Genomic DNA, 12,783 nt, shown 5'->3' with positions numbered 1-12,783 from the left:
CATGATGGGACGGTGCCCGGACAACGAGAACCCGACCTGATGTCAGCACCGTCCGGCCGCACCGGGCGGCCACCGGCGACGTCCCGCGCCGAGATCCTGGCGGGCGCCCGCCGCCTCATCGACCGGGACGGCTGGGACAGCCTCACGATCCGCCGCTTGGCCGCCGAGATCGGCGTCGGACCCACGACCCTGTACCACCACGTGCGGGACAAGGATGACCTGATCGTCCAGCTGATAAACGATCACGTCGACAAGGTCCCGCGCCCCGATCTCCCCGACGACCCCGGCGAACGGATCGTCGTCGCCTGGCTAGCGATTCACGAGGCCCTGACGGCCTGGCCGTGGGGCGCGGAGGTCCTCACCGCCGACGGCTTCCTCGGCCGCCTGGGCGACTCGGCCCTGTGGTTCATCGAAACGATCGTGGCCGCCGCCGTCGACCACGGCTGCACACACCTCCAGGCCGTCGACGTCTTCCGCAGCCTCTGGTACTACACGGTCGGCGAAATCCTCGTCCGCGCCCACACCGCCCACCGCCGGGAAGACTTCGCCGACCTCGACCGCGAGTTCAGCCTCAGCCGCCTGGACCCGTCCCGCTACCCGACCCTGCGCGCCATCGGCGACCAGTGGCCCGACCGCGCCGCCTCCGACATCTACCCCGAAGTCCTCCACATCTTCGTCACCGGCCTCCTGACCCGAGCCAACCCGACCTGACTCACTCGGCCAGGGCACGGCGCAGGACGGAGCCGAGTTCGGCGACCTGCCGCTGCGACACACCGGACGGAATCGCATGCGAACCGTGAAACGTCCCGGGCCACTGGTGCAGGTCGACCGGCACACCCGCCTCCAACAGGCGGGACGCATAGGCGATGCCCTCGTCACGCACCGGATCGAACTCCGCGGTGGCGATATAGGCCGGTGGCAGACCGGAAAGGTCACCGGCACGAGCCGGGGCGGCGTACGGCGTGGCGGCCTCGGCACCCAGGTAGTGCCGCCACGCCGCAGCGATGTTGTCGCGCGTTAGCCATGGCGTGTCGGTGAAGTTCCGCTGCGACCACGTCTGTTGCCGGTCGTCCAGCACAGGCTGGTTCAATACCTGGAAACAGATCGGCGGCCCCTGCTGGTCACGTGCCCGCAACGCCCCTGCTGCCGCGAGCCCCGCACCGGCGCTGTGCCCGCCGACCGCGATCCGGTCCGGGGTGACGCCGAGTTCGGACGCGTGCTCGGACGTCCAGGTCAGCACGGCGTACAGGTCGTCCAGGGCGGCCGGGAACCGATGTTCGGGCGACCTGCGGTAGTCCACGGAGATCACCACCGCACCGGAGCCGCTCGCGATGCCGCCCGCCATCCGGTGCTCGGTGTCCAGGTCACCGAGGACCCAGCCGCCGCCGCGCAACCAGATGACGGCACCGTGCGCGCCGTCCGGACGGTAGATCCGCACCGGCACCCCCCGTACCGTGCGGTCCTCGACCACCATGTCCTCGACGTCGGGATTCGCAGCGACCACGTCCGACGCCGCCGCGGCCAGCGCGGCGAGTTCCTTCCGCGCGACGGCCGCGTCGGCCAGGTCGACCTTCGGTATCAGCGGAACGAAAGCTTCGAGTTCGGGATCCATGACGCCCATCCTCACCCCCGGCGCTCCCCACGATCATCCGCCAGGCGTCGCGCGTCCCGCCCTGCTAACGCACCGACCGGCGGCCTTTATCCTGCCGCCATGGAGGCACTCGCCATACGCCTGTCGGGACTGGACACCTACGCGGAGGGAGCGATCCGCGTCGTCACGTTCTACGACACGTTGATGCGCCGACGCGTCGACCTCCCGGCACTCGCCCGCGCCTCGGCGGGCCTGGCCGAATGCGTGGCCGGTATCCGTATCCACGGCTCCGGACGGGTACTCCGCGTCGCCCCCGACGGCGCCCGACCCCACGACCCGGCGCCGCCCGCGTCCACGTCCACGCCCATCACCCTCGACGACGAGGAGGTCGGCACGGTGTGGTTGGAACGCCCCGGCCCTGCCGTCCCGCTCGACGAGGTGCTCCTGGACCGGCTCGCCATCGCCGCCGCGGCGGTCCTGGAGAAGTACGGCCCGGCCCGCACCACGATGACCGACCCCGCCCTCGCCGAACTGGTGATCGCCGCCGACTGCGACCAGGCCGCCAGGGCCCGCGCGCTGCGCCTGCTGGGCTTCGCCGCCGACCTGCCGGTCCGCGTCGCCGCGGTCCGGTCACGCCTTCCCCTCGACGAGGTCGCCGGGATGATCTGCCCGGCCCGCCCGGTGAAGGCCGCGCCGCTCGACGGCGTGGGCGTCATCCTGGCCACCACCATCGACCCGTCCCGCTTCCCTCCCGGCGTCCACGCGGGCATCGGCGCCTCCCACGCCCCCGACCTCTCCTGGCGACAGGCCCGCACCGCCCTCCGCTTCACCACACCCCGCCGACCCGTCGTCCACCACAACGACCTCGGGGCGATGGCGCTGCTCGCCCAACTCCCCCACAGCGCCCTGCGCGACAACCCCGACGTGGCCGCAATCGCCCTCATCGCCGACACCCCACAAGACCTGGAGACACTGGACGCCTACTGCACCACCGGCTCCCTACGCCGGGCCGCCGATCTCCTCCACCTGCACCACAGCAGCGTCGCCCGCCGAGTCGAGCAGATCGGCAAGGCCCTGGGCACCGACATCACCGACCCCACCGGCCTGACCCGAGCCAGACTCGCCCTCACCGCCTGGCGCCTCCTCAACAACTGAACCCGGGCCAGAGTCCTGCACCGGGCACCTTTCCCGGTGGACGTCCCGCCCCTCGGCGACCAGTTCCCCCCGGCACGCCCAACTCCACGAAGTCCAGCAAGCCGTAGGGAGCTAGACGAAAGAAACGCAAGGAGTTACGATGCTTGCGGGAGGAGGAATCATGGAAGCGGTCACTTTGCAGCAAGAGACCTACCTGCCGGACGATGTCACCGACGAGCGACTCGCCCAGGTCCATGACTTCTTGAAGGCGCACGAGGCGGCAGGACGCGGTCTGCCCGAACCTCGCTACTTCCTGGCGGGGGCCTCTCCAGGCGACCAGATCGAAGTCCCCGCAGAGGTGCATCGTGTCCTCACCCAGGTGGTAGAGGCGCTTCGGCGTGGGTTCGCCGTCACGGTGGCGCCCTCGACGAAGACCCTGACGACACAGCAGGCCGCCGACATCCTGGGCGTCAGCCGCCCCACGGTGATCAAATTGCTCGACGAGGGCAGAATTCCCTACGAAAGGACAGGGACGCATCGTCGGATCCTTTTGGGGGATCTCCTCGCTTATCGGGAGAAACGACGGGCCGCACAGTACGCCGCACTCGAAGCCACCGCTATCGACATCGACGACGAAGAAGACCTCGACGAGACACTGATCCAACTGCGCGAGATCCGTCGCGCCGTCAGCGAACGGCGCCGCCGGAATTCGAAGCGCTGACAAACTGAGAGCGTGTTCACCGCCCTCCTGGATACCTGTGTCCTGTGGCCCAGCCTGCAACGCGATTTTCTGCTCTCCCTCGCCACCGAGGGCTTGTATCGCCCCGTTTGGAGTGCGGCGATCCTGGCGGAACTCGAGGAACACGAGACGCGTAAGCTGATCAAGCGGGGGGAGCAGGCTCCGCAAGCGCGCTCACGCGCTCGTTTGCTGATCGATCGGATGAGCTCGGCATTCGACGACGCCGAAGCCCAAGGCTGGGAAGGTCTGGAGGGCACTTACGGACTCCCGGACCCCGATGACGAGCACATCGTCGCCGCAGCCATGGTCACCGGTGCGGGAGCGATCGTCACACATAACACGAAAGACTTTCCACCGGCAAAGCTCCCCAGCGGCCTCGCCACAATCCTCCCTGCCCGGTTCGCGGCCAACACGGTGGCCTTGTATCCACTCGGAGCGTTGACCGCGATCGATACCATCGTTGAACGCTCCGGCGCACGAGGGCCCAAGCGAACCCAGGATGAGATCTTCACCGTCTTGGCCGAGCGTTACCGCATGACAGACGCCGTCGAGATCATGCGAGAAGCCCGCAAATAGCCGCTCCTGTAAAAGGCTCGTTCAAGGGAGGAAGCGGCTTTTGGTGCCGTGCCAGGTGATGAGGGCGTTGTCGCGGGCGCGGGTGAGGGCGACGAAGAGTAGGGAACGGGCGGTGCGGAGGTCGCGGCGAAAGCGTAGGGGGTCCTCGGTGGCGAAGCGGGTGATGCGGGCCGCGGGGACGAGGCCCTCTGCGACACCGGCGATGATCATGTTCTGGTATTCGAGGCCCTTGAAACGGTGCATGGTGCCGATGTGGACGGACGCCTCGACGTGGCGGGGGCCGTCCGCGGTGATGGCGCAGGCGACGATGTTCTTCGCGGCCAAGCGGGCCTCGACGTCGGCGACCATGCGGCGTTCGGGGACGCAGACCGCGACCGTGTCCGCGTCCCAGGCCGTGACCTGTTGGACGATGCCGTCGAGTTCGGCCTCCCAGGTGGGGAAGCCGCGTAGTTCCGGGTGGGCCCCGCGTAGGAGGGAGCGGTATCCGGTGAGGTCGTCGCTGCCGTCGTCCAGGTCGTCCCACTGGTCTTCGCCGAGCAGGCGGACGGCGGTGCCGAGGATCTCGTGGGTGGTGCGGTAGCTGAGGGTCAGTCGTGATGACCGGCCGCGGATCGCGATGCCGAGGTTGCCGAGTGATACGTGGTTGCCGTAGATGCGTTGGTGGGTGTCGCCGGTGATGAACATGTCGTTGGGGCCCGGGTCGACCATCGCGCGGAGCATGCGCCAGTGGGCGGCGGAGAGGTCTTGGGCCTCGTCGACGACGATGTGGCGGTAGCGGGGGCGCAGCCGCATTCCGGACTCGTCCTGGAGTTGGGGGGTGTCGGCCTGGCGGGCGCGGTAGGCCTCCCGGTCCCTGGCGCGGGCCGCTTCGATCTGCGCGGCCCGTTCGGTGACCTGGCGGAGGGTGGACAGGCCTTTGTGTTCCAGCCGCATCACGTACCGCTCGGTGAGGTTCCAGATCCGTTTGCGGTCGGCGCGGTTGAGGGGGCGGCCCCGTCCGGCGCGGCGGGCCCGGAAGTATTCGGCCTGGGTACGTAGGCCCTGGCCGAGGATGACCTGTGACCATTCCTCGTAAAGGAATTCGGCGTCCCAGCGGGTCTCGTTCTCCTCGGCGAGGAGGTCGTCCCATTCCTTGCGGGCCTTGTCGTCGTCGAGGCGGCGGCGCATTCGGCCGCGGTCGGCCTCCGCGACGACCTCGCCGGCGAGTTTGTCGACGTTGGTGATGTGGACGCGGGCGGTCACCTCCTCTCCGGCGAGCGCGATGAGTCGTTGTTCGAGGTCGGCGGCCAGGTTCTTGTTGAACGTGGTGAGCAGGACGCTCTTGCCGCCGCCCGGGGGGAGCCGGTCCACCAGGTACTTCACCCGGTGGAGCGCGACGATCGTCTTGCCGGTGCCGGGGCCGCCGCTGACCCGCGCCGGGCCGGTGTAGTCCCTCTCGACGAGCTTGGTCTGTGTCGGGTGCAGGTACACCTTCCACCGGCCGAAGTCGCCCTGTTCGAGGACTTCCCGCAGGTCGGCGTCGGGGGTGGAGACGGCGGTGGCGGGACGGACGAGCGCCGCGGCGTAGTCCTCGGTGTCGACGTGCTCCTCGGCGGCGACGGGCGCGGTCACCTGTTCGAGGACGGCTTCGGGGGACGCGCCGTCGTGGAGGGCGAGAAGCACCTCGGCGGTCAGTTGGGGGGCGTAGGAGACGAGGGCGAGCAGTTCGTCCTCGGTGGTGAGTTTCGCGATGAGGGGCAGCAGCGGTTCGGCGACGCCGAGTTCGAGCAGTTGCTCAGGCGTGTACGCGGCGAACAGCGGGACGGTCTCCACGGTCGGCGACGGTTGCGCGTCGCCGCCGACGGCCTCTTCCGCCACGATCAGGTCGAGGAACTCGATTCCGCCGGTGACCGGGTTGATCTGGTATCGGTACCGGTCGAGGTGGTCGTAGACCTCACCGCGCGGCTTGACCGCGACCAAGATGTACTCGGCGCCGCCCGCGTGGAGCAGCAGCGCCCGGTAGTCGTCGTTGACGCGCGCCGAGTACAGCTGCGAGTTCTTCAGTTGCTTGAACCGCAGCCCCTTGTTACCGGGGTCGTTGCGGAACTTGTGCTGGAAGTCGTAAATCGCGCCCTTCACCGAGCGGGGGAGCTTCAGAATCTCCTTCTCGGCCCGGTCCAGCAGCCGCAGCCGCGCCCCGCTCATGTCGTCCCCTTGATTCGCTCCACCAGTTCCTCACGTGTCCAGTGCGCCACGGCGCGGACGTCCCAGCCGGCCTCCGCGAAGGCGGCGTCGCGGCGGCGGGCCTCCTCGTCGTCACCGGCGAGGACGATCGCGACCTTGCGGTCCGGCCAGGCCAGTTCCGCCTGCCACCCCTGTTCGCCCAGTTCGTAGCCGATGCCCTTGGCGGGTGGCGGTGGGGCCCCGGCCGCGGCGAGGCTCCGCACGAACGAGGCGAGACCGGGCTCGTCCGGGACGATCACGTCGAGGACCTCCAGCCAGCCGCCGGTCAGCACGGTCGGTTCGGCGGGTTCGGGGGTGACCGGCGCCGGTTCCTCGGGCGCAGTCGGGGTGGTGTCGGCGGCGGGTTCCGGGGACGGCTCGTCCCACAGGTCTTCGTCGAGCGGGAACAGGCTGAGCGCGGTGGACCGGCCGCCGCCACCGGCCGCCGCGAGCGACTCCGGGTCGAACCGGTCGATCTCCGATAGGGCGAGTTGCCCACCGTCCCCGTTCCCGTGGTCGAGGAACTGGAGCAGGTTTCCCCAGTACAGCCAGGCCGCCCACCGGCGTTTGTGTCGGTCGACGTCGGCGACGATGGTGTCGTTGCGGTCGTCGATGACGACGAACGCGCTCCACTCGGGGGCGCCCATGCGGCTCTGGTCCAGGATCACCGTCAGCGGGTCGGCGGCGTAGATCTGGATCGGGCCCTGTTCCTGGGCGGGCAGCGGTTCCCCGCGCAGCGCGGCGTTCACGCGTGCGCCCACTCCGGAGCGGTCGCATTGTGTTCCGCCGCTGCGCAGGCTCGACCGCAGCACCCCGGCGGTGACCGCCTCGGCCCGCCGTAGCCACACGTCCCGGTCCGGTTCGGCGAGGTAGGCGAGGAGGGTGTCGACGGGGTTGGTCCACATGGTTCGCGGCACTTCGTCCGGGTCACCGCCCATTTGCTGGTAAAGCTTCCTGGCCGCCAGCCGCGCGTTGTTCTGGTACGGGGTGTACGCCTCGACACCGTTGCGGGGCTCGTGGCGGCGTTCCTCCCACTCGTCGAGGTCCTTCCAGGTGAGCTGGAAGACCAGCCGCCCGTGCGCCCGCAACTGCGCCCGTTTCGCGGCGTCGTCGGCGAGCCGGTTGATCTCCGGGGAGGCGTGGTAGTTGTAGCCGTCGAGATACACCGTGACCTGCTGCGGCTCGTCGTCGATGAGCCGGAACAGGACGTCCGGGCGGGTGCCGCGGATCCTGTTCTGCAACGTGACCCGCCACCGCCGGACGGTCGCGCCGCCCGTCTCCGGGTCCGGGACCTTGATGCGCAGATCGGCGGTCTTGCGTCCGGCGACGACCGGGCCGCGTTCCAGCGACGCGTTGCCGCCGTCGCGTTTCGCCCAGTTCTCCAGGCCCTCCAGGAACCGGGCCTCCAGCTCGCTTTCGACCTGGTCCCACAGGGAGATCTCGCCGGTGTCGGCGACGGACGTGGTCTGCCAGTCGTCCAGCAGCTCGTCCAGCATCTCCACGGCCTCGGCGCGGTTGACCTTGTCGAACAGCGTGCCGGGGACGTGCGACAGCAGGCAGCGGTGGCAGGCGGGTTTGCCGTGGTCCTCGCGGCACGGGCATCCGGCGGCGATCTCCCGGGCCGCGGCGAGGACCCGCCGGAACTCGGCGGGGTCGGCGAGCCGGTGCAGGTATCCGGTGCCGCCGGGCAGCGTGTCGTGCAGGACGAGGAACCGGCGGCGCCGCCCGGTGGCCTGGTCCGGCATCGTCGCGGTGACGATCTCCAGGTGGTCGGGGTCGCCGCCGTACCGTGCCGCGACTCCCGCCATCAGCGCGGCCTGGAACGACACCGTCCGCTCCTCCACGTACAGGGTCGCGACGGGCAGCAGGATCCGCAGCGCCTCCGTCCGCAGCTCGTGCGCGAGGATCATCATGTGGTGGTCGGCGTCCCGTGACGCCCGCCGGTACGGGCACCAGGTGCGGTGGTGGCGGCGGGTCCGGTCGGTGGACGACGTGCCGATCAGCGCGTCGCGGTCGTTCTCGTCGTCCTGCCCGGGTGGGCCGTCCACGGTGGTGCCGCCGCACGCCGGGCAGACGTGGAAGTGCGCGACCTGCCGTTCCTCGCCCGCGAAGCGCGTGACGTCGCGGCGGTCGGTGCGCCGGACACCGAGGTTGAACCGGCGCACGACGGCATGCCGCGTGAAGTCGACCCCGAACACCGAACCGGAGTGCCGCCACGAGCCGGGGGCGATGTCGGCGCGGTCGATGTCAACGGCGACGGCGTCCTCGTAGAAGCGGCGCCGCCGTTCGTCGGAGTCGTCATCGATCCGCGCCTCGTCCCGCCGGTCGTGCGCGAACACCCGCGTGGGCCGCAGCACCTTGTGCAGGTGTTGGACGGCGCCGATCGCGGGGTCGCCGCACCGCGCGCACACCGACACGTCGTCGGCGGTGTCGAGCCCGGTCCGGACGTGACCGCAGCCCGGGCACACCCGCCAGTGCTCCCAGGTGGGACGTGACTCGGTGCCGATGTCCAGGCCGCTGATCACATGCTGGTAGCCGCGGATGTAGAAGGAGTTGCCGGGCGCCAGTTCCGTCAGCGCGAGCCGTGCCGACCGTCCGTACTCGCGGACTTCGCTGTGGTACCTCCGCTGCTCGGCGCTCTCCTCCTCCCACGTGATCGTCGCTTCGAGGGTGGTGACCGTGTCGAGCAGCGAGTAGTTCGGCAGCAGCCCGAGTTCCACGAGGGTGCCCTGGGCGCTGCGGCGTCCCATCTCGCCCATCAACCGGCTGATCCCGGTCCGTTCGGAGCGCAGGGACCGGCGGACGGCGTTCTGCGAAGGGTCCGACGCCAGCAGCGAGTCGATCGCGTCGTCGATGCGTTGGAGCCGGTCCTCCAGGTCGGCGCGGCGTTCCCGCCACCGGTCCTCGATGTCGCGGACGGTGTCCTTCAGCCCGGCGGTGGCGAACGCGCGCAGGTCGGCGGCGGCGTCCGGGGACACCGAGTCGCCGAACAGTTCGAGGAACCCCTCGACGGCGCCGCATTCCAGCGCGGCGGCGGTGAACGCGGCGAGCCAGCCCGTCTCGCCGAACAGCGCGGACGCGCGGCGCGGCAGCGGTAGGACGTCCGGGAGCCGTCCCCGCGCGCACAGGTCGACCAGGTGCGCGGCGTACTGGCGGCGCAGGATCTCGATCGCGGACAGGTAGCTGCCGGGCGGCACGATCCGGCCCGCGATCATCGCCTCGGGTTCGTTGATGAAGTACAGGTCGCGGGGGTGCCGTCCGACGAGCGTCACCAGGAACGCGTTGCCGCTCTTGCGTCCGGCGCGTCCCACCCGCTGGACGTAGTTCGCGGGGCCCGGCGGCAGCGACGCGAGGATCACCGCGGACAGGGCGCCGATGTCGATGCCGAGTTCCAGCGTCGGTGTGCACGCCATGACGTTCGGGTCGTTGTAACGCTGCTCTTTCCTGCGGAAACGCGCCTCGACGTCCTCGCGCTGGCGGCGGCTGAGCGCGCCGGTGTGCTCCGCCGTCACGACGCGGAACGGTTCGTGCCCGAGGTACAGGCGGCGGTAGTAGTCGTCGCGGTAGCCGCGGGTGCCCCGGTCGGTGAGGGTGCCGCCGCACCGGTAGCGGGGGCACGGCTGCCCGTACCAGGCGTCCACCAGGACGGGACGGAGGGTCTGCTGCCACGCGCACCGGTCGCAGCCGAGCCCGGCGTCGTCGGCCTCCGCGTCGGTCAGCGCGTGGACGGTGACATGTCCCGGTTGCAGCCCGTACACGCCGGTCGACCCGTCGATGACCCGTCTGGCGACGAGGCCCTCGTCGGCGAGGACGGGCAGCAGCCGCCGCAGGTACTCGCCGGCCTGCCGCCGGTCCAGGGACAGGCAGCGGACCGCCCAGTCCTGCGCCCAACCCTGCTCGGCGTCGATCCGGTCGAACTCCGACCGGCGTTTCTGCCGGTCGAGCAGGAACGTCGGGGCGCTGAGCCCGCGCGGGAACGCGGGCATCCCGTCGGGCCGCCGCCCCCAGATCGCGCCGAACCGGCTGGTGCCGCCGCACGCGATCCACGCGTCCAGCCACCGGTGTTTGATCGCGCCCCGATATCGGAGCCGTTCCAGCAGACCCCGGACGAACGTCGCGTACCGCTCCGGCGCCTGAAGGTCGATCATGCCGGTGAGCTGCGTGTGGACGTCCTTGGCCAGCGCCGCGACCCGGTCCGGGTCGGGCAGCGCGACCTCGGCGACGGCGGTGCGGGTCAGGTCGAGGGTGCGGCCCTGCCGGGACCGCAGCCCGAACTCCAGGATCGTCTGGAACGCGAGCCGTTCCCCGATCAGGTTCCACGCGGCCGGGGTGCCGGTGGTCGTCTCGGCGAGGATCGCGTCCACCTCGGGACGTTCGTGCAGGTCGGGCGGGACGACCGCGGGCAGCACCCCCGACTGGCTGGCCGCCGCCGCCAGGTCGCCGATCACCTCGTTCAGCGGCGCGCCCCGCCCCGGCTCCAACCGGGAGCTGATCAGCCGCCGGAGGGAGAACGCGTACGACCGGTTCGCCACGAACCCGGCCCGGTGCGCGGCGTCCTGCACGGAGTCGTTGAACAGCAGCGTCTTGCGGCTGCGCGGGTCGGCGGACAGTTGGCGGCCCGCCATCAGCTGCGTCACCGTCACCGCCGCCAGCGACGCCAGCCCGGCACCCAGATACCGGATGCCCTGGTCCATCGCGCACGCCGGGCATCGGTCCTGCTTCGCGGCGTTCTCGGACGCGTCGTCGTGGGACAGGTCGGTCAGCACGAACACGCCGTCCCCGAGCGCGCCGTACCGGTGCAGGACGGGATCGAACGTCTTCACCCCGTCGCCGGTGAGGACGACGAGGCCGCGCACCCCCGCCTCCACCTCTGCCCGGGTCGCCGCGATCAGCGGACGGACCCGCTTCTTCTCCGGCCCGGTGGACGCCCGGTAGATCCGCTCCGGGACGGTGACGAGGTCCATCGGGTCGCGCTGCGGGGAGAACGCCGCCCACCCGGACCGGCCGCAGTGCCGGCAGTAGATCGCCGGGAGCAGCGTCCTGGAGTAGGGGTCGAAGTTCGAGTCGGGTTCCAGGACGGGAAGCTCCCCCGTCCACGCGAACGCGGCACGGTCGTCCACCATGCGCAGCAGCCGCGACACCGCCCGCACCCACAGATGCGTCTCCACCAGCAGGAACGGAGTCTCCGGGTCGTCGGCGTCGGGGTCACGGGCCGCCGACACCAGCGCCACGAACCGCGCCAGCGCCGTCGCCGCCTTCGCCGGGTTGTCGACGATGAACGCGCCCCACGCGTAAGCGCCCATCTTCGGCAGCAGCTTCAGCATCTGCTCCGGCGTCAGCGGGTCACCGTCCTTGAGCAGGTCCAGGACGGCCCGCGTGAGGATGTGCCGCTTCAACGCCTTCGCGAGTTCCTGCGGGGTGAGGTCGTCGCTGCCGGTGACCTCCCGCTGGATGCGTTTCAGCGCGTCCGGGTCGTGGATCGGGTCACCGCACGCGATGAGGTCGTCGGGGGACGGCAGCGGCAGCGCGTAGTCGAGTTCGTCGAGGAACTCGTCGACGGTGCAGCGGTCTTCGCCGATGACGGCGTCGTCGGGGAACGGCGTCCCGAACACCTCCCCGGCCGCCGCCCGGATCGCCGCGCCGTCCCCGCCCTCGCCGAGCGTCGCGGACGTCGCGACCGGGCAGACGTCCCCCAACGGCCGTCCCGTGACGGCCGCGAGACGCCGCAGCAGCATCGCCACGTCGGTGCCCTGCGCGCCGTCGTAGGTGTGGAACTCGTCCACCACCACGTAGGCGAGGTTCGTGTCCTTCCACAACGGAACGTCGTCGACGCGCTGGAGGAGCAGGTCCAGCATCTTGTAGTTCGTGATCAGAATGTCGGGCGGGTTCCGGCGGATCTCCGCCCGATCCGTCATCACCCGCCGATACCCGATCTCCGGCGTGTCCCCGATGTACAGCCCCGAGGTGACCTGCTCCAGCCCCGGCTTGTGCAGGTAGTCGTTGAGCCGGTTCGCCTGGTCGGTGGCGAGCGCGTTCATCGGATACAGCAGGACGGCCTTGACCCCACCCCGCCCCAGCGACCGTTCCCGCCGACAGTGATCGAGGACGGGAATCAGGAACGACTCCGTCTTACCGGACCCGGTCCCCGTCGTGATCAGCGTCGGCTTCGCCGGACCGTGCAGCGTGCTGAGCCGCTCGAACGCCTTCGCCTGGTGCCGGTGCGGCCGGAAGTCGAGACCGTGCCACTCAAGACAGTCCTGCCACCCCGACTCGGCCTTCCGGAACGGCGTCCTGATCCGCAGGTAGGGCCCCCGAAAGATCCCTTGCTCGGGATGGTTCAGAAACCGCTGCAACGCCTCCCGCGCCGACGGGTCACTGAGCGCGAACGTCGTCGACAGGTACTGCGTCAGGTTCTCCCGCAACTCCTCCGCCGCCAACGTCGGCTTCAAGACTCAGTCCCTCCGGAGTCATCAGTGCCTGCGGGGAAGGCCGGACGCCTACCCAGCACCTACATGGGCGGCGTCGTGGGAACCCTACTGCG

At 70.4% G+C, this 12,783-nt stretch carries 7 protein-coding genes; 4 read left to right on the top strand and 3 right to left on the bottom strand.

Translation table 11 applies throughout. The features are described 5' to 3' along the window. Positions 1-12: 12 nt before the first annotated feature. Entirely contained in the window at positions 13-711 is a 699-nt protein-coding gene (locus BZB76_RS05670) for a TetR/AcrR family transcriptional regulator (RefSeq protein WP_211342841.1), read from the top strand. Between the two features lies 1 nt (position 712). Here the strand turns inward: BZB76_RS05670 and BZB76_RS05665 are convergent, their stop codons facing one another. Next, the gene (locus BZB76_RS05665; RefSeq protein WP_121433178.1) at positions 713-1,612 is read right to left on the bottom strand and encodes an alpha/beta hydrolase; all 900 of its coding nucleotides are present in this window, start codon (positions 1,610-1,612) and stop codon (positions 713-715) included. A 99-nt stretch (positions 1,613-1,711) separates the two neighbouring features. Here BZB76_RS05665 and BZB76_RS05660 point away from each other — a divergent pair, with 99 nt between their 5' ends. From BZB76_RS05660 to BZB76_RS05650, 3 genes are all read left to right on the top strand, one after another. Beyond that, complete coding sequence (locus tag BZB76_RS05660) at positions 1,712-2,746, top strand: helix-turn-helix domain-containing protein (protein ID WP_121433177.1); 1,035 nt, start codon at positions 1,712-1,714, stop codon at positions 2,744-2,746. Between the two features lie 160 nt (positions 2,747-2,906). Then, positions 2,907-3,446 carry a helix-turn-helix domain-containing protein gene (locus BZB76_RS05655; protein ID WP_121433176.1) on the top strand — a complete coding sequence of 180 codons (540 nt, stop codon included), beginning with the start codon at positions 2,907-2,909 and terminating at the stop codon, positions 3,444-3,446. A 12-nt stretch (positions 3,447-3,458) separates the two neighbouring features. Beyond that, positions 3,459-4,040 (top strand): PIN domain-containing protein, encoded by a 582-nt coding sequence (locus BZB76_RS05650; protein ID WP_121433175.1) that lies wholly within the window; start codon positions 3,459-3,461, stop codon positions 4,038-4,040. A 21-nt stretch (positions 4,041-4,061) separates the two neighbouring features. On the opposite strand, the gene BZB76_RS05645 is transcribed toward BZB76_RS05650, so the two are convergent. Further along, the gene (locus BZB76_RS05645) at positions 4,062-6,224 is read right to left on the bottom strand and encodes a UvrD-helicase domain-containing protein (protein ID WP_121433174.1); all 2,163 of its coding nucleotides are present in this window, start codon (positions 6,222-6,224) and stop codon (positions 4,062-4,064) included. Beyond that, positions 6,221-12,691, bottom strand: a complete 6,471-nt coding sequence (locus BZB76_RS05640; protein ID WP_121433173.1) for a DEAD/DEAH box helicase — start codon at positions 12,689-12,691, stop codon at positions 6,221-6,223. The genes BZB76_RS05645 and BZB76_RS05640 overlap by 4 nt, the downstream gene beginning before the upstream one ends. Positions 12,692-12,783 lie beyond the last annotated feature (92 nt).

This window comes from Actinomadura pelletieri DSM 43383, assembly GCF_003634705.1.
Taxonomy (GTDB): Bacteria; Actinomycetota; Actinomycetes; order Streptosporangiales; family Streptosporangiaceae; genus Spirillospora; species Spirillospora pelletieri.
Note: the sequence above shows the minus strand (reverse complement) of the source record. Positions and strands in the feature narration are given on the sequence as shown.